Source organism: Streptomyces sp., assembly GCF_031181705.1.
Lineage (GTDB): Bacteria > Actinomycetota > Actinomycetes > Streptomycetales > Streptomycetaceae > Streptomyces.
The window spans coordinates 9,456-28,714 of the sequence record NZ_JAPSKN010000042.1 but is presented as its reverse complement, the minus strand read 5'-3'; the positions used below and the strand labels follow the sequence as shown (position 1 = coordinate 28,714).

The 19,259-nt window shown below is 72.6% G+C and carries 21 protein-coding genes; 13 read left to right on the top strand and 8 right to left on the bottom strand.

Translation table 11 applies throughout. The annotated features are described in order from the left end of the window. Positions 1-581, bottom strand: a 581-nt coding sequence (locus RIN80_RS11470) for a LysR family transcriptional regulator substrate-binding protein (RefSeq protein WP_309095444.1), incomplete at its 3' end; no start/stop codon positions are given. Positions 582-639: 58 nt separating this feature from the next. Here RIN80_RS11470 and RIN80_RS11465 point away from each other — a divergent pair. Further along, complete coding sequence (locus RIN80_RS11465) at positions 640-1,023, top strand: DUF5997 family protein (RefSeq protein WP_309095443.1); 384 nt, start codon at positions 640-642, stop codon at positions 1,021-1,023. A gap of 305 nt (positions 1,024-1,328) precedes the next feature. Then, a complete protein-coding gene (locus RIN80_RS11460) occupies positions 1,329-1,817 on the top strand; it encodes a hypothetical protein (protein WP_309095451.1) in 489 nt (162 codons plus the stop codon). On the opposite strand, the gene RIN80_RS11455 is transcribed toward RIN80_RS11460, so the two are convergent. Beyond that, positions 1,783-2,115 (bottom strand): hypothetical protein, encoded by a 333-nt coding sequence (locus RIN80_RS11455; RefSeq protein ID WP_309095442.1) that lies wholly within the window; start codon positions 2,113-2,115, stop codon positions 1,783-1,785. The genes RIN80_RS11460 and RIN80_RS11455 overlap by 35 nt on opposite strands. 284 nt (positions 2,116-2,399) lie before the next feature. On the opposite strand from RIN80_RS11455, the gene RIN80_RS11450 reads away from it, so the two are divergent. Both RIN80_RS11450 and adh read left to right on the top strand, forming a co-directional pair. Continuing rightward, a complete protein-coding gene (locus RIN80_RS11450) occupies positions 2,400-3,626 on the top strand; it encodes a GAF domain-containing protein (RefSeq protein ID WP_309095441.1) in 1,227 nt (408 codons plus the stop codon). Between the two features lie 106 nt (positions 3,627-3,732). Next, positions 3,733-5,250, top strand: a complete 1,518-nt coding sequence (gene adh / locus RIN80_RS11445; protein WP_309095440.1) for an aldehyde dehydrogenase — start codon at positions 3,733-3,735, stop codon at positions 5,248-5,250. 51 nt (positions 5,251-5,301) lie between these two features. Here the strand turns inward: adh and RIN80_RS11440 are convergent, their stop codons facing one another. Both RIN80_RS11440 and RIN80_RS11435 read right to left on the bottom strand, forming a co-directional pair. After that, the gene (locus RIN80_RS11440; protein ID WP_309095439.1) at positions 5,302-5,544 is read right to left on the bottom strand and encodes a hypothetical protein; all 243 of its coding nucleotides are present in this window, start codon (positions 5,542-5,544) and stop codon (positions 5,302-5,304) included. Positions 5,545-5,727: 183 nt separating this feature from the next. Continuing rightward, a complete protein-coding gene (locus RIN80_RS11435; protein WP_309095438.1) occupies positions 5,728-7,110 on the bottom strand; it encodes a DEAD/DEAH box helicase in 1,383 nt (460 codons plus the stop codon). Between the two features lie 350 nt (positions 7,111-7,460). On the opposite strand from RIN80_RS11435, the gene RIN80_RS11430 reads away from it, so the two are divergent. From RIN80_RS11430 to RIN80_RS11405, 6 genes are all read left to right on the top strand, one after another. After that, complete coding sequence (locus RIN80_RS11430; RefSeq protein ID WP_309095437.1) at positions 7,461-8,375, top strand: ATP-binding cassette domain-containing protein; 915 nt, start codon at positions 7,461-7,463, stop codon at positions 8,373-8,375. After that, positions 8,372-9,250, top strand: coding sequence for an ABC transporter permease (locus RIN80_RS11425; protein ID WP_309095436.1), 879 nt, complete (start codon positions 8,372-8,374; stop codon positions 9,248-9,250). The genes RIN80_RS11430 and RIN80_RS11425 overlap by 4 nt, the downstream gene beginning before the upstream one ends. A gap of 74 nt (positions 9,251-9,324) precedes the next feature. Beyond that, complete coding sequence (locus tag RIN80_RS11420; protein ID WP_309095435.1) at positions 9,325-10,029, top strand: response regulator transcription factor; 705 nt, start codon at positions 9,325-9,327, stop codon at positions 10,027-10,029. Beyond that, a complete protein-coding gene (locus RIN80_RS11415) occupies positions 10,026-11,543 on the top strand; it encodes a HAMP domain-containing sensor histidine kinase (protein WP_309095434.1) in 1,518 nt (505 codons plus the stop codon). Before RIN80_RS11420 ends, RIN80_RS11415 begins: the two co-directional genes overlap by 4 nt. 125 nt (positions 11,544-11,668) lie before the next feature. Beyond that, on the top strand, positions 11,669-12,148 hold the full coding sequence (locus RIN80_RS11410; RefSeq protein WP_309095433.1) for a MarR family winged helix-turn-helix transcriptional regulator: 480 nt from the start codon (positions 11,669-11,671) through the stop codon (positions 12,146-12,148). A 230-nt stretch (positions 12,149-12,378) separates the two neighbouring features. Then, a complete protein-coding gene (locus tag RIN80_RS11405; protein ID WP_309095432.1) occupies positions 12,379-13,980 on the top strand; it encodes an MFS transporter in 1,602 nt (533 codons plus the stop codon). A 39-nt stretch (positions 13,981-14,019) separates the two neighbouring features. Here RIN80_RS11405 and RIN80_RS11400 read toward each other — a convergent pair whose 3' ends face one another. Beyond that, the gene (locus tag RIN80_RS11400; protein WP_309095431.1) at positions 14,020-14,190 is read right to left on the bottom strand and encodes a hypothetical protein; all 171 of its coding nucleotides are present in this window, start codon (positions 14,188-14,190) and stop codon (positions 14,020-14,022) included. 140 nt (positions 14,191-14,330) lie between these two features. Between RIN80_RS11400 and RIN80_RS11395 the strand changes: the two genes are divergently transcribed. Beyond that, complete coding sequence (locus RIN80_RS11395) at positions 14,331-15,188, top strand: hypothetical protein (protein ID WP_309095430.1); 858 nt, start codon at positions 14,331-14,333, stop codon at positions 15,186-15,188. Between the two features lie 11 nt (positions 15,189-15,199). Here RIN80_RS11395 and RIN80_RS11390 read toward each other — a convergent pair whose 3' ends face one another. The 3 genes from RIN80_RS11390 to RIN80_RS11380 form a co-directional block, all read right to left on the bottom strand. Next, positions 15,200-16,282, bottom strand: a complete 1,083-nt coding sequence (locus tag RIN80_RS11390) for a HAMP domain-containing sensor histidine kinase (protein ID WP_309095429.1) — start codon at positions 16,280-16,282, stop codon at positions 15,200-15,202. Then, on the bottom strand, positions 16,275-16,964 hold the full coding sequence (locus RIN80_RS11385) for a response regulator transcription factor (RefSeq protein ID WP_309095428.1): 690 nt from the start codon (positions 16,962-16,964) through the stop codon (positions 16,275-16,277). Before RIN80_RS11385 ends, RIN80_RS11390 begins: the two co-directional genes overlap by 8 nt. Before the next feature lie 67 nt (positions 16,965-17,031). Further along, positions 17,032-17,742, bottom strand: coding sequence for a VanZ family protein (locus tag RIN80_RS11380; RefSeq protein WP_309095427.1), 711 nt, complete (start codon positions 17,740-17,742; stop codon positions 17,032-17,034). Positions 17,743-17,876: 134 nt separating this feature from the next. Between RIN80_RS11380 and RIN80_RS11375 the strand changes: the two genes are divergently transcribed. Together RIN80_RS11375 and RIN80_RS11370 are read left to right on the top strand one after the other, a co-directional pair. Continuing rightward, the gene (locus RIN80_RS11375) at positions 17,877-18,266 is read left to right on the top strand and encodes a VOC family protein (RefSeq protein ID WP_309095426.1); all 390 of its coding nucleotides are present in this window, start codon (positions 17,877-17,879) and stop codon (positions 18,264-18,266) included. Positions 18,267-18,558: 292 nt separating this feature from the next. Then, on the top strand, positions 18,559-19,259 hold a 701-nt coding region (locus RIN80_RS11370; RefSeq protein WP_309095425.1), incomplete at its 3' end, for a HAMP domain-containing protein.

Below are 19,259 nucleotides of genomic sequence, written 5' to 3'. Positions count from 1 at the left end.
CGGACGATGCCGATGAAGTCCTCCACCTGGTCGGTCGTCGCGTCCTCGGGCCAGGACAGGGCGACGCTCGACTCGGGGGCGTCCTTGAGGGGCCGGTGGGTGAGGTCCTTGCGGTGGTGGAGGCGGGCGAGCGACAGCGGCACGATCAGGACGCCGATGCCCGCAGCGACCAGCTCGACCGCGTCGGCGGTGGTGGCGGGGCGTTCGAAGGCGGGCCGCCCGGGGAGCCCCTGCTCCCAGTCGAGGACGTCGTCCAGCGGGTGCAGCACGATGTCGTCGGACAGATCCTCCGGCATCACCTCGTCGACCGCCGTGACCAGGTGGTCCTTGGGGACGACGACGACCGTCCGCTCGGTGTAGAGGGGGATCGCGCTGAAGACCGTACGGTCCACGGGCAGCCGGACGAGACCCGCGTCGGCCTCCCCGCCCCGCAGCTGCTCGGCCGCGGTCGCGGCGGACACCTGCGCGAGGGTCAGCCGGATGCCGGGATGCCGCTCGTTCCAGACGCGCACCCACTTGTCGGGCATCACCCCGGGGACGTACACGAGCCGGAACGAGGGGGGAACTTCCGAGCCTGTCACCTGGCCAGGTTACCGGCCGTGGTCGGGCCTCGTGCACACGCTCGATACGCTGGATGCCATGACGTCGCACCAGAGCACCCAGACGATGAAGCCCGCCACCGCGGCGAAGAAACTGGGTGTGTACCTCGAGGCCACCCCCGCCGATTTCCAGGAGGGTGTCGTCTCGCGCGCCGAGCTGAACGAGCTCCAGGCGAACCCGCCGCAGTGGCTGCAGGACCTGCGGCGCAACGGCCCGCACCCCCGCCCCGTGGTCGCCGCGAAGCTCGGCGTCTCCATCGCGGGCCTGGCCCGCGGGGGTGTCACCGAGGCCCTCACCACCGAAGAGATCGAGACGCTGAAGCAGGAGAGCCCCGAGTGGCTGGTGCGGGAGCGCGCCACCCAGGCCGAGGTCCGCAAGGAAGCGGCCCGCATCAAGAAGAAGCACGCCGAACGCAACGACTGACCTCGCCCCTCGCCTGAGACGGTCCCCACCGGTCCCTCCGGTGGGGACCGTTGTCGCGCTCCCCCATGTGCGGCCGGGGTGCCGGACGCGTCCGGAGTTGACCGGGGGCTTTCGGGTCGGCGCCTTGGCGTGCTTCCTTTCGACCGGGACATTGCCCGGCATAACGCCAGACCGCGCCACCCCTTCCAGCCCGTAGAAATATCTACGACCATGGCTGCGGCCGGGCGGCGCGCGGAACCCCGTGGGTCACCGGCCCGTGTCCCGCGCGCGCCACCGCGGCGCCGCCGACTGTGCCTGGGGTGGCCATGCAGAGCGTCATGTGGAAGCAAGCCGTCGAGTGGCTCGCGGCGGCCGCGACGGATCCGCAGGAGTGCAAGCGGGAGTGGGACTACGGCACGGGCACGGCGCTGGTGGAGGCCGGGCGGTACTGGGACGTGCTCAGCGTGCCCGACCGGCTCGGCCTGCTCGCGCTGGACCTCCTGTGGCGCGACCCGCTGCGGGTGCCCGGCCCCACCCTGGTGGACTCGGCCGCGCGCAGAGTGGGGTTCTTCCTGCCACCTGATCCGGTCAGCGAGTGGGTGGGCTTCGGCGTCCGGCACCTCGGCCGGGGCTCCTGGATCGCCGTGCCGCCGCCGTACCGGCCTGCGGGCCGCCTGGAGTGGCTCGTCCCGCCGGACGGCACCGGCGCGCTGCACGCACCCGGTGCCCTGGAGTCGGCCCTGCGCGAGGCCACCGGCACGCTCGCCGTGCTCGCGCCGGTCAGCGCGGAGCCGGTGGTGCCGGACGGCTGGTGAAGAGGGCGCCCATGGAGCGGCCGACGGCCGGGTGAACCCCGGACGTGGCGACCGGGCCCATGTGCGGGCCGGCCGTCCACGAGGGGACGGCGGTCCAGGTCTCGCTCTCGGTCGGCGCGGCGAAGGAGACCCACTGGCCGTCGCGGTGGTCGGGCACCGTGTGGCCCCTCGCCTCCCACTCGGCGACCAGGGCCGCGTAGATCGGCGGATGGCCCGCGTAGGCGCTGGTGATCTCGGCGTACGGACGGGGCGTGGCGTCGCTGTGCGGAAGGCGCCGCGCCGTGTCAGTGCTGTCCATGCCAGGGCAACGGGGCGCCGCGCGCCGGTGGTACGCGGGTGGGACGCCGTCCGTCGGGTCGAGTGAACGCGTCACCCGTACGGCGGCACGCGGACACCGGACAAACATCCAGTCAGGCGGTCGTCCGTTCAGCCCGGGGGTCGGTTCCCGGCCGTTCGGTCACTTTCGAGCCACCTGCCCTGTGGAGTGGCGTCTTCCGGTCGCGCCGGGCTCCTCGACCGGGCCGGGCGCATCCGGTAACACTGACCCCACGCCGAGAACGGGTACGACGGCAGGGAGAGGCCATGTCACAGCGCCCTGACCTCCAACAGCGCAGGACCGTGCTGGAGCACGAGTGGTCCCGCTGGGTGCCGCGGCTGAGCGTCCCGGGTGCCCGCCCGGGCGGCACCGCCGTGCTGCGCCACGAGGTGACCGAGTCCTGGGCGCGTTCCCTGATCAGCGTGGATCCCGGCCGCGACAGCGCGCCGGTGACCGACGGGGGCCCGGTGCACCAGCGCTGGAGGTCCTCACCTCTGTACCGGCCGGTGACCGCCCTGGCCGGCGAACTGCGCAGCATCGCCGAGGACGCCGGGTTCGTCACGGCCGTCACGGACGAGTCCGGCACCATCCTGTGGACCTGCGGCGGGGCGACCATGCGCCGCCGCGCCGAGCGTGTCAACTTCGCGCCGGGCGGCCGCTGGGACGAGCAGGCCATGGGCACCAACGCCCTGTCCCTCGCCCTGCGCACCGGCCGCCCCAGCTCGGTCTTCTCGGCCGAGCACCTGGTGTCGGCGCTGCACGGCTGGGTCTGCTACTGCGCGCCGGTGCACGGCCCGGACGGCCGTGTCCTCGGCGTCCTGGACCTGTCCACCACCTGGGACCGCTCGCACCCGCTGGCCATGTCGACCGTCCGGACACTGGTGTCCACGATCGAGGCCCGCCTCGGCACGGAGGCGGCGTCCCGGCCCGGCCAGGTGCGGCTCACCTGCCTGGGCGCCGAGCAGGCCACGCGGGAGGGCTGCCGACTCCCCCTGCGGCCACGCCAGTTGGAGATTCTCACGCTGCTCGCGCTCGAACCCGACGGCTTCTCGCCGGAACGGCTGCGCGCCGCCCTGTACGGAGACCGGCCGGTCACCGCGTCCACCTTCAAGGCGGAGGTCTCCCACCTGCGCCGCGCGCTCGGCGGTGGCGTCTCACCCCGCCGCTACGCCCTCACCACACCCGTGTCCTGCGACGCCGTGGACGTGCTGCGCGCGCTGGAACAGGGCGACACGGACACCGCCCTGCGCCACTACGGCGGCCCGCTGCTCCCCCGCTCCGAGGCGCCCGGCATCGAGGAGTGGCGCACCCGCCTGGAGGTGGCCGTGCGGGAGGCCGTGCTGGCGAGCACGCGCCCCGAACACGCCCTGCGCTATGGCGAACGGGCGCGGTACGACGCCGAGATCCACGAGCACGCGCTGCGCCTGCTGGGCCCGGACGACACCCGCCGGGCGATCGCGGCGGGCCGGCTGACGGCGGCGCTGCGCGACTGACGCACGGCCCGTGGCGGACGCCAACCTCGCGCCAACCTGCCGGGAGCACAGTGAGGGGCGTCACGACGGCGTGACCGTCACATGCCCTGCCCCGAGGAGAGCCGCCATGGTGTACGCGCAGCCAGGAACCGACGGCAGCATCGTCAACTTCGCCCGGCGCTACGACAACTTCATCGACGGTGACTGGGTGGCCCCCGTCGAGGGCCGCTACTTCGAGAACCCGACCCCCGTGACCGGCGAGGTCTTCTGCGAGGTGGCCCGCTCCTCCGCGGCCGACGTCGACCTCGCCCTGGACGCGGCGCACCGGGCGGCCGACGCGTGGGGCCGCACCTCCACCACGGAACGCGCGAACGTCCTCAACCGGATCGCGGACCGCATCGAGCAGCACCTGGAGAAGATCGCGGTCGCCGAGACGTGGGAGAACGGCAAACCGGTCCGCGAGACGCTCGCCGCCGACATCCCGCTGGCCGTGGACCACTTCAGGTACTTCGCGGGCGTCGTCCGCGCCCAGGAGGGCAGCATCGCGGAGATCGACGCCGACACCGTCGCCTACCACTTCCACGAGCCGCTGGGCGTGGTCGGCCAGATCATCCCGTGGAACTTCCCGATCCTGATGGCCGCCTGGAAGCTGGCCCCCGCGCTGGCCGCCGGCAACTGCGTCGTCATCAAGCCGGCCGAACAGACCCCGGCCAGCCTGCTCTACGTCGTCGACCTGATCGCCGACCTGCTGCCACCCGGCGTGCTGAACGTCGTCAACGGCTTCGGCGTGGAGGCGGGCAAGCCGCTGGCGTCCAGCCCGCGCGTGGCGAAGGTGGCGTTCACCGGCGAGACCACGACCGGCCGGCTCATCATGCAGTACGCGAGCGAGAACATCATCCCCGTCACGCTGGAACTGGGCGGCAAGAGCCCGAACATCTTCCTGCCCGACGTGCTGGCCGCCGACGACGACTTCCTGGACAAGGCCGTCGAGGGCTTCGTGATGTTCGCCCTCAACCAGGGCGAGGTCTGCACCTGCCCGTCCCGCGCCCTGATCCCCTCGTCGATCTACGACGACTTCATGGCCCGCTGCGTGGAACGCACCAAGGCCATCGTCGGCGGCGACCCCCTGGACCCGGCCACGATGATCGGCGCCCAGGCGAGCAACGACCAGTACGAGAAGATCCTCTCCTACCTCGACATCGGGCGGAAGGAGGGCGCCGAGGTCGTCACGGGCGGCAACTCCCGGACGGTTCCCGGCCTGGAGGGCGGCTACTACATCGAGCCGACCATCTTCCGCGGCACCAACGACATGCGGATCTTCCAGGAGGAGATCTTCGGCCCGGTCGTCTCGGTCACCACCTACGACTCGGTCGACGAGGCGCTGAAGATCGCCAACGACACGCTGTACGGCCTCGGCGCGGGCGTGTGGACCCGCGACGGCAACACGGCGTACCGCCTGGGCCGCGAGATCAAGGCGGGCCGCGTCTGGACCAACTGCTACCACGCCTACCCGGCCCACGCGGCCTTCGGCGGCTACAAGAAGTCGGGCATCGGCCGCGAGACGCACAAGATGATGCTGGATCACTACCAGCAGACGAAGAACCTGTTGGTGTCGTACTCGGCGAAGAAGCTCGGGTTCTTCTGAGGCCTCCAGGGCCTCGCGTCGATCCGTCTCCGCCTCTGCCCCTGCCTCCGTCTAGTCGCCCCTGCCGTAGGTGAGGCGTTCGACTCCGCCAATGGTGATGTTGCCCGCCTCCAGGTCCCCGTGGACGAGCCCGCAGGCGTGGACGGCCTGGAGAGCCTCGGCCAGCGCGGCCCCGAGCGGCCCCAACCGCCGTGCGTCCATGGGGCCTTCGCGCTCGATCAGCTCGGCGAGCGTGGGGCCCGGAATGCACGCCGTGGCCAGCCAGGGCGCCTTGGCGTCGGGATCGGCGTCCACGACCGGAGCCGTGGGGAAACCGCCGACCCTGCGGGCGGCCTCGACCTCTGCGCGGAAGCGCGCACGGAAGTGCGGTCGGCCGCCGGCTCCGGCCGGGCCACTGTGACCGTGACGGCCCGACCGGCCCGTGACCGGGCGAGGTGGACCGTCCCCATGCCGCCCGGTCAGTCCGGCTGGCCGGAGTCAGCCGGAGCGGCGCACCCGGGCCGCCTTGCGGGCCTCCGCGAGCTTGCGGGCCTCGTTGCTCTTGCGGGACGCCCTGCCACCGGAACCGCCCTTGGGGTCCTTGGTGTTGCCCAGGCCGCGGAACGGGACGTTGTGGTTCTTGGGGCGCGGCAGCGCCGGCCCGCCGTCCAGTGGTGTGCCGGAAGGGGTCCTGGCGCCGGTGATCCGGCTCAACTCCGCCTCGCCGGACCGCACTTTGGCCACCCTGGGGACGATGTCGGCGTCCGCGAGGACCTGGCTCGTCTCGCGGCGCTGCGCCGACAGGACGAGTGTCACGACGGTGCCGGAGCGGCCGGCCCGGGCCGTGCGGCCCGCGCGGTGCAGATAGTCCTTGGGGTCGGTGGCCGGGTCGACGTTGACCACGAGGTCGAGGTCGTCGACGTGCAGGCCGCGTGCGGCGACGTTCGTCGCCACCAGCGCGGTGACCTGCCCGTTCTTGAACTGTGCCAGGGTCCGGGTGCGCTGCGGCTGCGCCTTCCCGCTGTGCAGGGCGGCGGCGGCCACGCCGCTGGCCCGCAGGTGCCGCGTGAGCTGGTCGACGCCGTGCTTGGTGTCCAGGAACAGCAGGACGCGGCCGTCCCGGGCGGCGATCTCCGTGGTCACGGCGTACCGGTCCGGGCCGTGGACGACGAGGACGTGGTGCTCGATGGTGGGGACCGCGCCGGACGAGGGGTCCACGGAGTGGACGGCGGGGTCGCGGAGGTAGCGCTGCACCAGCTGGTCGACGTCGTGGTCGAGGGTGGCGGAGAACAGCATCCGCTGTCCGTCGGGGCGCACCTGGTCCAGGAGTTCGGTGACCTGCGGCAGGAACCCCATGTCGCACATCTGGTCGGCCTCGTCCAGGACGACGATGCGCACCCGTCCCAGTCGGCAGCCCTTGCGTTCGACGAGGTCGTGCAGCCTTCCCGGCGTGGCGACGACGATCTCGGCGCCGTCGCGCAGCGCGGCGGCCTGCCGTCCGATGGACACTCCGCCGACCACGGTGGTGAGTCGCAGCCGCAGCGCCTCGGCGTACGGGGTGAGCGCCTCACCGACCTGCTGTGCCAGCTCCCTGGTGGGCACCAGGACGAGCGCCAGCGGTTCCTTCGGCTGCGCCGGCCGGCCCGCCGTCCGGGCGAGCAGGCCGAGGCCGAAGGCGAGCGTCTTGCCGGATCCCGTGCGGCCGCGGCCCAGGACGTCCCGTCCCGCGAGCGCGTCGGGCAGCGCCGCCGCCTGGATCGGGAAGGGCACCGTCACGTCGCGTGCGTCGAGCGTCCGCAGGAGGGCGGCGGGCAGCCCCAGCCGCGCGAAGGACGCCGCCGTGGGCACGGCCGTGGGGTCGGTGGGTGCTGATTCGCTCACGTCGAGCCTTCCTCCGAGGGGACCGTACCGAGGAAGGCGCGGCGGGGACGCGGCCGCCGGCCGGGGGCACCGAACGGGCACCAGCACAGCGACGCTGCAAACGGGCAACGTTAGCACGGGGTGCACCGGCGGGTCCTTCGCGGTCGCGCCGCCGCGGCAGCGCTCTCCATGGGAGTTTCCTGGGAGTCCTCGCCCCTCGCAGCGCCCTGGGTGAGATCGTCCCAGCTCACGAGCCTGCCGTTGTCATGAGGCGCACATGTTCGTTCAGCTCCGGCCCAAGCAGGCCCTCGACAGTGGGGCAGCGCACACGGGTCCTCGTGTGCCTCGCCGACACCGGATCAGGAGTCTCGATGATCGAAGTGCAGGGTCTGACGAAACGCTACGGTGACGTCCTCGCCGTGGACGATCTGACGTTCACGGTCCGGTCCGGGGCAGTGACCGGTTTCCTGGGGCCCAACGGCGCCGGCAAGTCGACCACGCTGCGCATCGTCCTGGGCCTGGACGCCGCCACTTCCGGTACCGCGCGCGTGGGCGGGCGGCCGTATGCCCGGCAGCCCGCCCCGCTGAAGGCGGTCGGGGCGGTGCTGGACCCGGGCGCGGTGCTGCCCAGCCGCAGCGCCTGGCACCATCTGCTGGCGCTCGCGGCCGGCAACGGTATCCCGCGCGGCCGGGTCGCCGAGGTGCTGGCGGAGGTCGGGCTGGAGAAGGCGGGCCGGCGCCGGGCTGGGACGTACTCGCTGGGCATGCGCCAGCGGCTGGGTATCGCCGCGGCGCTGCTGGGTGATCCACCGGTGCTGGTCTTCGACGAACCGCTCAACGGGCTGGACCCGGAGGGCATCGTGTGGATCCGCGCCCTGATGCGGAAGATGGCCGCCGAGGGACGCGCGGTGCTGATGTCCAGCCATCTGATGAGCGAGATGGAAGTGACCGCCGACCATCTCCTCGTCATCGGGCGCGGGAAGCTGATCGCCGACACGACGATGAAGGACTTCATCGCGGCGCACTCCGCGCGCGAGGTGGTGGTGCGCAGCCCGCGGGCCGATGTCCTGCGCGGCCTGCTCGTCGCCGCGGCGCGGGTGCGGGCCGAGAGCGCCGACACCCTGGTCGTGACCGGTCTGGAGGCCGCCGGGATCGGGGCTGTGGCAGCGGCCGCCGGCGTGGAGCTGCACGAACTCGCACCGCGCCAGGAGTCGCTGGAGGCGGCGTTCATGAAGTTGACCCGCGACGCGGTGGAGTACCGGGCGGAGAAGGGAACGGGCCGATGAGCCACACCACCACGCAGCCGTCCGTCACGCCGGCGGCGACCGGGCGGGGACGCATGCGGCGCCCCCGGGCGTCCGGGGACCGGACACGGGACGGGAGGACGACCTTCTGGCACAGCCTGCGCGCCGAATGGATCAAGATCCGTACGATGCGGTCGACGCTGTTCCTGGTCCTGGGCACGCTGACGTTCACGATCGGGCTGGCGTCGCTGAGCGGCTCGGCCGCCGGCAGCGACTTCGCGTCCATGAGCCGGGCGGACCGGGAGGCGTTCGATCCGCTGGCCACCAGCCTGCGCGGCTATCTGCTGGCGCAGATCGCGCTGGGGCTGCTGGGCGGCCTGGCGATCACCTCCGAGTACGGGTCGCGCACCATCGTGCCCACCCTCACGTCGGTGCCGCACCGGGCACGGGTGCTGGCCTCCAAGGCCGTGGTGCTGGTGGGTGTGGCGCTGCCGGTCGGGATCACGGTGACGCTGGCCGGGTTCCTGGCCGGGCAGACGGCGCTGTCCGGGGCGGGAGCCCCGCATCTGGCGCTCACCGACGGCGTGGCCCTGCGCGGCATCGTCGGTGGTGGCATGTATCTGGCACTGGCGGGGCTCTTCGGTCTGGCTCTGGGCACGATGATCCGCTCCACCACGGCGACGGTGACCACCCTGTTCGGCGTGATGCTGATCGTCCAGGCCTTCGCTCCGGCGCTGCCCGGCAGGATGGGTGACTGGGTGTCGGCGTACTGGCCGCCGATCGCCGGCGGGCAGATCGTCACCAGTGTGCGGGATCCTGAACTGCTGGGCCCGTGGGCCGGGCTGGGCGTCATGGCCGGGTGTGTGACGCTCCTGACGGCGGCGGCGTTCGTCGTGTTCCGCAGGCGCGACGCCTAGGGCCTGTCGTTTGGATCAGGTCACTGCGGGGCGGGACAGTGAAGGCGGAGGACCATCGGTTGAGGACGGGTGCCGTGACGACGCAGCGACTGCTGGTGGTGGAGGACGAGCCGACGCTGCGTGAGCTGTTGTCCGCCAGCCTGCGGCTGGCCGGCTTCGAGGTGATCGCGGCCGAGACGGGCGCCCAGGCGCTGGACGCGGTCCGTGACCAGCGCCCCGACCTGATCGTCCTGGACGTGATGCTGCCGGACTTCGACGGGTTCGAGGTCGCCCGCCGACTCGGCCGTGAGCGTCCCGGGGCCGACGGGCGCGAGCACCCGCCGATCCTCTTCCTCACCGCCCGGGACGCCACCGAGGACCGGATCAGCGGTCTGCGGGCCGGCGGCGACGACTACGTCACCAAGCCCTTCAACCTGGAGGAGCTCGTCCTGCGCATCCAGGCCGTGCTGCGCCGCACCAGCGGCCACCACCGTGGCGGAGTGCTGGTCGTGGACGACCTGGAGCTGGATCCCGGCAGTCATCTGGTGACCCGCTCCGGTCGACCCGTCCAGCTGTCGCCCACCGAGTTCAGTCTGCTGCGCGTGCTGATGGAGAACGCCGGGCAGGTCCTGTCCCGGGATCAGCTGCTGGACCGGGTGTGGCACTACGACTTCGACGGGGACGACTCGATCGTCGCCTCCTACATCAGCTACCTGCGCCGCAAGATCGACACGGGTGAGCCGAAACTGATCCACACGGTGCGCGGCACCGGCTATGTGCTGCGCAGGCCGCGCGCATGAGTGCGCCTGTCGCGGCGGGGCCGATCAGCCGTCTGTCGCTGCGGGGACGGGTGGTGTCCCTCACCTTGCTGCTCGTCGTCGCCGCGCTGCTCGCCAGTAACGCGCTGCTGGTCACGCTGCTGCAGCGGCAGCTGGTCGAGCAGCTGGACGCGAGGCTGCGCACCGCTGCCACGGTGGTCGCGCGGCTGCCGTCGGCCCCGGCGGCCGGGGAACGGGAAGCAGAGCCGCGCGGTGCCGCGGAGGGTGAGCTGATCGGTGAGGTGTTCGTCGCCCACCTCGACGGCCGGGGCCGCGTCCGGCACACGCTGCGTGTGGCCACCGACAGCGCCCCGCGACTGCCAGTGCTCGACCGCGCGGCCGTCGAGGCCCGTGCCGGGCGCCCCTTCCAGGTTCCGGCCCGGGGCGGGGGCGACGCCTGGCGGGTGATCGCGGTGCCGCCGGACGGCGCCGGCCGTCCGGCGGCGGCCACGGCGCCCGGCGCCGTGGTGGTGGCCGGTTCGCTGGCGCCGGTGCATGCCACGATCCGGCACCTGGGCGGGTGGATGCTGGTGATCGACTCGCTGGTGCTGGTGCTGCTGGGCGTCGTCGCCTGGTTCGCCGTGCGGGCCGGGCTGCGGCCGCTGCGGCGCGTCGAGACGACGGCGGCGGCCATCGCGGGCGGGGATCTGTCCAGTCGAGTCCCGCAGCCGGCCGCCACCCGCACCGAACTGGGCCGTCTGTCGGCCGCGCTGAACGGCATGCTGGAGCGGATCGAGGCCGGGGACGCGGCCAGAGCGGCCACCAACGAACGGATGCGCAGCTTCATCGCGGACGCCAGCCACGAACTGCGCACCCCCCTGTTCGGGATCAAGGGGTTCACCGAGCTGTACCGGATGGGCGGCATGCCCGAACGAGCGGACGTCGACGCGGCGATGAGCCGGATCGAGGGTGAGGCGGCGCGGCTGGTGCGCCTCGTGGAGGACCTGTTGCTGCTGGCCCGTCTCGACGAACAGGCCGCCGCCGAGGCCGGCCTGGCGCTGCGTCTGACCCCGATGGACCTGCGCACCCTGGCCGCGGACGCCCTGCACGATCTGCGAGCCCTCGCCCCCGAGCGCCCCGTCACACTCACCGGACCAGGCGGTGGCCCGCCCGGCCGTGCCCCCGTGCTGGGGGACGAGGCCCGCCTGCGGCAGGTGACGTCCAACCTGGTCGGCAACGCGATCGCCCATACCCCGCCCGGCACGCCGGTGCGCATCGGGGTGGGGACGCTGGAGGATCAGGCCGTCCTCGAACTCAGCGACCGGGGGCCCGGGATGAGTGCCGAGCAGGCCGCCCACGTCTTCGACCGCTTCTACCGCGCGGACACCGCCCGCGGCCGCACCCCGACCGGTGGTGCGGGGCTCGGCCTGTCCATCGTGCAGTCCCTGGTGAACGCGCATCACGGCCGGGTCGAGGTCGACACCGCCGTCGGCGAGGGCGCCACCTTCCGGATCCGGCTGCCGCTGCACGCCGACAGCGCGGTCAGCGGTCCCTGACCGCTTCCCCGCGCCCGACCGGAGCGGACCCGAGCCCTGTTCCCGAGGGCACCCGAGGGCACCCGAGGGCACCCGAGGAGATCAGTATGTTGACATAGGTTTCTCTGCATAGGTAACGTGCGGGCGTGACCGGAAGCAGCGAGGCTCGTGAGAGCCGGGGCGTCGACCAGGTGGCCGCCGGCCTCGTGGCCTGTCTGCCCGCGCTGAACCGGCAGCTCAAGCAGCTCATCGACCGGGAACTGCCCTATCCCAAGCTGCCCGAGCGGCAGTTGGCCCTGCTGCAGTACGTCGCCGAGCACGACGGCGCCACCGTCCACATGGCCGCCGACGCGCTGCGCATGATGCCGAACAACGTCAGCGCCCTGGTCACCCGCCTCACCGAGGCGGGCCTGCTGGAGCGGCATCAGGACGACGCCGACAAGCGGGTGGCGCATCTGTGCGTCACCGCTCTGGCACGTCAGCGCATCGGCGAGGTGGAGAAGATCGCGGCGGCGCAGCTCGCGCCCGCGCTGCGCCACCTCACCGACGGCGACCTCGACGCCCTCGGCTCGGCGCTCGGCGCCCTCGGAGCTCTCAGCCGGCGCCTGCGCGACGAGTCCGTCTGAACCGGTCCGCCGACCGGTCTCGCCGACCGGTCCGTCCGACCGGCCCGGCTCGCCGCTTCCCCCACCGCCCCCGCCGCTGACGCCGCGGGGCAGGATCCGCCGCCCTCGCCACTCCCCCGCCCCCGCCGCTGACGCCGCGGTGGGCGCGGGTGTGCCGCGCCGGTGCGCAGCTCCCCCTTCCGTCCACGCGCCCCCAACCGCGCGCCCCACGTATCGAGGACAACTCACCCGTGTCTGTCACCGCTGTCTCCACAGCGCCCCAGCCCGTATCCGGCCCCCGCGGTCCGCGCGCCAACCCCTGGCTCACGCTGGTCGCCGTCGCCTTCGGCCTGTTCATGGTCGGCCTCGACGGCTCCGTCGTTGCGATCGCCAACGCCGAGATCGCCCGCGACCTGAACGCCACCACCGCCGAACTGCAGTGGGTCACCAACTCCTACCTGCTCGCCCTCGCCGCCACCCTCATCCTCGGCGGCAAGCTCGGCGACCGCTTCGGGCGCCGCACCCTCTACCTCGTCGGCGTCGTCGGGTTCACCCTCGCGTCCGTCGCGATCGGCCTGGCCGGGTCGGTCGAGGGCGTCATCGCCTTCCGTGCCGTACAGGGCGCCTTCGGCGCGATGCTCATGCCCAACACCCTCGCGCTGCTGCGGGCGGTGTTCCCGCCGGGGAAGTTCGGCATGGCGGTCGGCATCTGGGCGATGATCTCGTCCGTCTCCACCGCGCTCGGCCCCATCGTCGGCGGACTGCTCGTCGAGCACGTCGACTGGGAGTCCGTCTTCTACATCAACGCCCCCATCGGCGTCATCGCCCTCGTCTTCGGCCTCATGGTCCTGCCGCGGTCCAGGAACGAGGCGGCCGCCGGCCAGCGCTTCGACGTACCCGGTGTCGTGCTGCTCGCCCTCGGACTGCTGGCCGTCGTCTTCGGTGTCGTCAAGGGCGAGACGTGGGGCTGGACTTCGGCCGGCACGCTCGGCGCGATCGCCGGGGGCGCCGCCGTCCTGGTCCTCTTCGGCTGGTACGAGACCCGCGTCGCCCACCCGCTGCTGCCGATGCGCCTGTTCCGCGACCCGGCCCTGACGATCGGCACGGTCGTCACCGCGCTGAACTTCTTCATCCTGCTCGGCGTGATCTTCTTCGTGATGCTGTACCTGCAGAACGTGCGCGGCTTCACCCCCGTCGAGTCCGGTGTGCGCACGCTGCCGCTGAGCCTCGCCTCCATGGTGGCCTCGCCGCTCGGCGCGAAGCTCACCGAGCGGTTCGGCCCGCGCCTGACCATGCCCCTGGGCATGGTGCTCCAGGCCGGCGCCGCCTTCACGATGCTCGCGTGGAGCGCCGACACGGCGTACCACACCCTGTGGCCGCCCTTCGTCGCGCTCGGTCTCGGCGTCGGCATGGTGATGTCAGCGTCCTCCGACGCGATCGTCGGCAACGCACCCGTGCAGGACGGCGGCGTCGCGGGCGGCCTGCAGGCCACCTCGCTCCAGGTCGGCGGCGCGCTCGGCACGTCGGTGCTGGTCTCCCTCATCAGCAGCCGCGTCGGCTCCACGCTCGGCGGTTCACTGACCGACGCGGGCGTGCCGCACACGGTGGCAGCGCGCTTCGAGGAGGCGAAGGACGCCGTCGCCATGGGCGTCGCCCCGGTCTCGGACGGAATGCCGGCGCAGCTCAGGGCCGCCGTGACCGAGGGCAGCCACACCGCCTTCATGAGCGGCGTCCACACCGCCGTCCTCGTCACCGGCGTCCTCGCCCTCGTCGGCGCGGCCCTCGCGCTGCTCGGCCTGCGCGGCCGAAGCGACGCGAACGAAGCGGAGGTGCCGGCTCGCACCGGCCACTGACGCTCCACCCCTCCGCACAGCGGACCGCGGACGCCGCCGTCACGATCCCGTGCCTCGGCCGTCCCGGTCCGCGGCCGCGCCCTCGGGCGCCACCGGCCCCCGTGCGGGGTCGGTGCCCGCGCCGATCCAGCCCGGCAGACGGCAGTTGGGCGGTGCGCCGGCCCGCGCGAACGGTGCGAACGCGCCCGGCCCGGTCAGCCGCGTGCTCATCGCCGCCGAAGGCATACGGCCCCGGGCGATCGAATCGCCAGCAGTCCGCGCTGCGGTGGCGTGCGGTTTTCCGGCGACCGAGAATGAAGAGAAGCACGTCTTCAATGGACCGCGCCGCTTGCCAGACCTCGGACAGTGCCATGACAGATCTCGGCTTCGTGGGCCCGAGTCGGCCCGCCAACGACTACAGATTCCTGAGCGTCACCGACGGCGACACCCCGAACATCGCCATGGCGATCCGCATGGTGTCCATCGACACCCCGGAAAGCGACTTCGGCGGCGCCCCCGCCACCGCCCAGGCCGCTGTGGACCGCACCCGGGCACGACTGCTGGACGGCACTTACGACGCCCTGCCGCAAGGCCTGCGCGACCATCTCGTCTCCCGGATCACTCCCGACGCCGCGCAGCGGCACCAGGCCGCGGGCAAGGCGGCGGCCGAGGCCCACGCGGACCTGGTGGCCACGCGCCTGACCCGCCCCGACGGCTCCCAGCGCAAGCTGGCCGTGCTCGCCACGGGCGAACTCGTCGAGAGCAACGGGCGTCTGCTGGCGTACACCGCGCCCTGGTTCGGCGGCGGTTCCTCCGATCCGCTGCCGCCGCGCGGCGACCCGCGCCGGCGCACGTTCAACCTGGACATGGTCGCTCTCGGCTGGGCGGCCACCTTCCTCATCTACCCCTCCATCCCCTCCTCCGCCGACCTGAACCTGCTGCTGGACGAGGCCGAGCGGGCCTGGACCCAACAGCTCGGCGCCTGGGCGGAGTTCGGCGAGGACCTGCTGCTGGGGTACGAGTACCGGGCCTGCGTCAAACTCGGTGCCCGCGAGGTGACCGACCCGGCCAAGGCCATCGGGCAGGCCTACCAGCGGGTGTGCGTGGACCTGCGGACGCTGACCGAGGTGGGCCTGTACGGCTACCACGGCGTGCCGCCCCAGCACCGTCTGTGGATCTGGGAGGACGACCTCGAACAGGCCCGCAGGGACCTGCCGATCACGACCTGAGGAACAGGGGCTCACGAAGGCCCGCGGGGAAGGCGGACCGTGGCGACGAGGCCGCCTTCCGCGCGGGGGGCGAGGTCGAGGGTGCCGTCGTGGGCGCGGACGACGCTGTGGACGATGGCCAGGCCCAGCCCGACACCGGCGTGGTCGCCGGTGCGTACGCGTTCCGTTCCGCGCTGGAAGGGTTCGGTGAGGGTGGGGACCAGTTCCGGTGGCACGGGACGACCCGTGTTCTCGACCCGCAGCACGCTCGCGTCCGGCCGCGCCTCGGTGTGGACGGTCACCGTGCCGCCGCAGGACAGGTTGTGGACGACGGCGTTCTGGACGAGGTTCGTCACCATCCGCAGCAGGAGTTCAGCGGAGCCGCTGGTCCGTGTCGCCGCGCCGGTGACGTCGAGGGTGATCCGGCGCTCCTCGGCGAGGGGCAGCAGCGTTTCGGCGGCTTCTTCCGCGAGGAGGGAGAGGTCGACGCCCGCACGGACGAAGGTCCCGCGGTCGCTGCGGCTGAGCAGCAGGAGTGCCTCGGTGAGGCCGATCGCCCGCGCGTTGGCGGCGTACAGACGTCCGATCAGCTCGTCCCGGTCCCGCGTGGGGTCCTTGCGGGCGACCTCCAGGAGCGTCCGGGAGATGGCCAGCGGGGTGCGCAGTTCGTGGGAGGCGTTCGCGGCGAACCTCCGCTGCTCGGCGACGTGCGACTCCAGTTGTTCGAGCATGGTGTCGAAGGCGTCGGACAGCTCGCGGAACTCGTCCCGGCGGCCCTCCATGCGGATCCGGTGGGACAGCGATCCGCTCCCGGCCCTGCGCGCCGCGTCCGTGATCCGGGTGAGGGGCGCGAGCATCCGGCCGGCCAGGATCCATCCCCCGACGAGGCCGAAGACGAGCAGGAAGGCCATCGCCAGGGCCGCGGCCGGGGCGAAGGTGCGCACGAGAAGGTAGCGGTTGGGCGAGATACCCAGCAGGCCCTGGCTGTTGTCGGGTACGTAGCGCAGCAGGAACATCCACACCACGGCCAGCAGCAGGGCGCCGGCGACGGCGAGGAAACCGGCGTAGCTGAGGGTGAGCTTCAGCCGGGCGCTGAGCCCCGGGCGGCTACGCATGCGTCCGGTCGGAGCGGGCGCTGCCGGTGTCGATGCGGTAGCCGACGCCGGGCACCGTCGCGATGATCCATGGCTCGCCGAGCCGCTTGCGCAACGCCGAGACGGTGATGCGGACGGCGTTGGTGAAGGGGTCGGCGTTCCCGTCCCAGGCTCGCTCCAGCAGCTCCTCGGCGCTGACCACACCGCCCTCGGCGGCGACGAGGACGTCGAGCACGGCGAACTGCTTGCGGGTGAGCGCGACATAGCGTCCGTCGCGGAAGACCTCCCGGCGGAAGGGGTCGACACGCAGCCCCGCGATCTCACGGACCGGGGGCCGGGCGTACGCGCGCCTGCGGTCGAGCGCCCGCAGGCGCAGCACGAGCTCGCGCAGTTCGAACGGTTTCGTCAGGTAGTCGTCGGCGCCGAGCTCGAAGCCGGACTCCTTGTCGTCGATCCGGTCGGCGGCGGTGAGCATCAGGATCGGGATACCGCTGCCGGAGGCGACGATGCGCCGGGCGACCTCGTCGCCGGAGGGGCCGGGGATGTCGCGGTCGAGCACGGCGAGGTCGTAGGCGTGCACGCCCAGCAGCTCCAGGGCCGTGTCGCCGTCGCCCGCGATGTCGGCCGCGATGGCCTCCAGCCGCAGTCCGTCACGGACCGCCCCGGCCAGGTGGGGCTCGTCCTCCACGATCAGTACGCGCATGTCGGCAGCCTAGGCAGCACGCCATATCGCGGGCGTATGGGACCTGTGCCCTGCGCGCGGGCCTGGGTCAGCCCGCCCGTGCGTACGCGGGACCGGCGCGGCCGTCCGACGGCGTCCGCGCCGGCCCGCGCCACCAGCGGCGCGACGCCAGCGCGGCCAGTGCGGCGCCGGTGGCGTTGACGAGGACGTCGTCCACGGAGGACACGCGGTCCAGCCGCAGGACGTACTGGGCGGTCTCGACCAGGGCCGAGCAGCCCGCACCGAGCGCGAGGACCCGCGGCACGGACGCCAGTGCCGCCCAACGCATCGGGGCGAAGAACCCCAGGGCCGCGAAGATCAGCAGGTTGCCGGCGACGCCGAGCGGTCCCATGGTGACCAGGTCCCGCAGCGGCACGAGGCTCACCCGGGCGGGGACGGTGTCCGGGTCGGCGCCGCCCGGCATCATGGTCATCCACAGGAACGGCACCGTCCCGTGGACCATGCCCACCTCCGCCAGCGACGTCCGCCACGGTGACGCGGCACCGGCAGCCCGCCGGCGGTGGGCCAGCGCCCACCCGACGAGCGCGGCCGGCGGCAGCGCGACCAGTGTCATGAGCAGCACGCCGTTGAACGTGCCGAAGCAGCCGTGCCACCGCCCGGCCATGCAGGCCGGAGCGGCCATGGTGAGCGGCCGCCACAGGACGAACCCGGCGCCCACGGCACCGAGGGCCACCAGGGCGAGGAGCACGATCCTGAGCGTGCGGCGCAGGAGGGCTGACAGGGATGTGCCGGCATTCATGGCTCCCATTGCAGACGGGGGGCCGTTGCGACGGCGTATGCGGTTCTCGATACGCCCGCCATACCGGGACCGGCACCAGTCTGCCGCCCGGGCAAGGGAATTGAGCTGCTATGTCCGCTTGCTAGGCTGGCCGGATGGCATCGATCAGGCAGTTCCAGGTCACCTTCGACTGCGCGCAGCCCGAGCGCGTCGCCCGCTTCTGGTGCGAGGTGCTGGGGTACGTCATACCGCCGCAGGCGCAGGGCGAGCAGGCGTGGTCCGCCTGCGTCGACCCCTCGGGCGCGGGTCCGCGCCTGTACTTCCAGCGGGTGCCCGAGGGGAAGGCCGTCAAGAACCGGGTGCATCTCGACGTGCGGGTCGGTACCGGATTGGTGGGGGAAGCGCGCGTGACCGCGCTGGAGGCCGAGTGCGCGCGGCTGGTCGAGCTCGGCGCGGTACGCGTGCGGCTGCTGCCCGCCGACGAGGACAACGAGTCCTGCCTTCTGATGCAGGACGTCGAGGGCAACGAGTTCTGCCTCGACTGAGCGCCCCGGGCCGACCCCGCCACCCCTGCCCCCGAAGGAATTCCTCCGGGAGGTGAGGCATGTTTCCGCCGACGGTGGGGACTCGGCCAGGTTTGCCCGTCCGGGTGCGGAGGTGGCCGTTCCGGGCAGGCTTTGTGAGGGACTCGAAACGTGGGTTAGCCTGCGGCGTATTTCTCATCGAGCAGATCCGTGACTGCATAAACGCATGCACGACAGCCAGGCCGCCGCCGCGGTCCTGGGAGTTCCGAGTCCTCGGCCACGAGGGCTCTTGGGGAGCGGAACGAGGGTGCGCATGACCAGCGACAGCGCCGGGGCCGTCGACGTGGTGCCGGGCGACCAGGAGCTGCGGCGGCTGCTGGCCGGCCTGACCGCCGTACGGGACGGGGACTTCGGTACCCGGTTGCCCGACGACGCGGACGGCCTCATGGGCGACATCGCCAAGGTCTTCAACGGCATGGTCGACCAGCTGTCCGTGTTCACCTCCGAGGTCACCCGCGTGGCCCGTGAGGTGGGGACCGAGGGGACACTCGGCGGGCAGGCGGAGGTGCCGGGCGTCTCGGGCACCTGGGCCGACCTGACCGACTCGGTCAACGCCATGGCGGGCAATCTGACCACGCAGGTCCGTGACATCGCCCAGGTGGCCACGGCGGTGGCCAAGGGCGACCTGTCGCAGAAGATCGACGTGCCCGCTCGCGGCGAGATCCTGCAGCTGAAGGAGACCGTCAACACGATGGTCGACCAGCTGTCCGCCTTCGCCGACGAGGTCACCCGCGTCGCCCGCGAGGTCGGCAGCGAGGGACGCCTCGGCGGCCAGGCCCAGGTGCCCGGCGTGGCCGGTGTCTGGCGGGACCTGACCGACTCGGTGAACCACATGGCCGGCAACCTCACCAGCCAGGTCCGCTCCATCGCCCAGGTCACCACGGCCGTGGCCGAGGGCGACCTGTCGCAGAAGATCACCGTCGACGCGCGCGGCGAGATCCTGGAGCTGAAGTC

What these genes read in the sequence shown, in the direction of transcription:
- RIN80_RS11465 (WP_309095443.1), top strand. Translation starts at nt 640, where the DNA reads ATGACGTCGCACCAGAGCACCCAGACGATGAAGCCCGCCACCGCGGCG.
- RIN80_RS11460 (WP_309095451.1), top strand. Translation starts at nt 1,329, where the DNA reads ATGCAGAGCGTCATGTGGAAGCAAGCCGTCGAGTGGCTCGCGGCGGCC.
- RIN80_RS11455 (WP_309095442.1), bottom strand. Translation starts at nt 2,115, where the DNA reads ATGGACAGCACTGACACGGCGCGGCGCCTTCCGCACAGCGACGCCACG.
- RIN80_RS11450 (WP_309095441.1), top strand. Translation starts at nt 2,400, where the DNA reads ATGTCACAGCGCCCTGACCTCCAACAGCGCAGGACCGTGCTGGAGCAC.
- adh (WP_309095440.1), top strand. Translation starts at nt 3,733, where the DNA reads ATGGTGTACGCGCAGCCAGGAACCGACGGCAGCATCGTCAACTTCGCC.
- RIN80_RS11430 (WP_309095437.1), top strand. Translation starts at nt 7,461, where the DNA reads ATGATCGAAGTGCAGGGTCTGACGAAACGCTACGGTGACGTCCTCGCC.
- RIN80_RS11425 (WP_309095436.1), top strand. Translation starts at nt 8,372, where the DNA reads ATGAGCCACACCACCACGCAGCCGTCCGTCACGCCGGCGGCGACCGGG.
- RIN80_RS11415 (WP_309095434.1), top strand. Translation starts at nt 10,026, where the DNA reads ATGAGTGCGCCTGTCGCGGCGGGGCCGATCAGCCGTCTGTCGCTGCGG.
- RIN80_RS11400 (WP_309095431.1), bottom strand. Translation starts at nt 14,190, where the DNA reads ATGAGCACGCGGCTGACCGGGCCGGGCGCGTTCGCACCGTTCGCGCGG.
- RIN80_RS11395 (WP_309095430.1), top strand. Translation starts at nt 14,331, where the DNA reads ATGACAGATCTCGGCTTCGTGGGCCCGAGTCGGCCCGCCAACGACTAC.
- RIN80_RS11390 (WP_309095429.1), bottom strand. Translation starts at nt 16,282, where the DNA reads ATGCGTAGCCGCCCGGGGCTCAGCGCCCGGCTGAAGCTCACCCTCAGC.
- RIN80_RS11385 (WP_309095428.1), bottom strand. Translation starts at nt 16,964, where the DNA reads ATGCGCGTACTGATCGTGGAGGACGAGCCCCACCTGGCCGGGGCGGTC.
- RIN80_RS11380 (WP_309095427.1), bottom strand. Translation starts at nt 17,742, where the DNA reads ATGAATGCCGGCACATCCCTGTCAGCCCTCCTGCGCCGCACGCTCAGG.
- RIN80_RS11375 (WP_309095426.1), top strand. Translation starts at nt 17,877, where the DNA reads ATGGCATCGATCAGGCAGTTCCAGGTCACCTTCGACTGCGCGCAGCCC.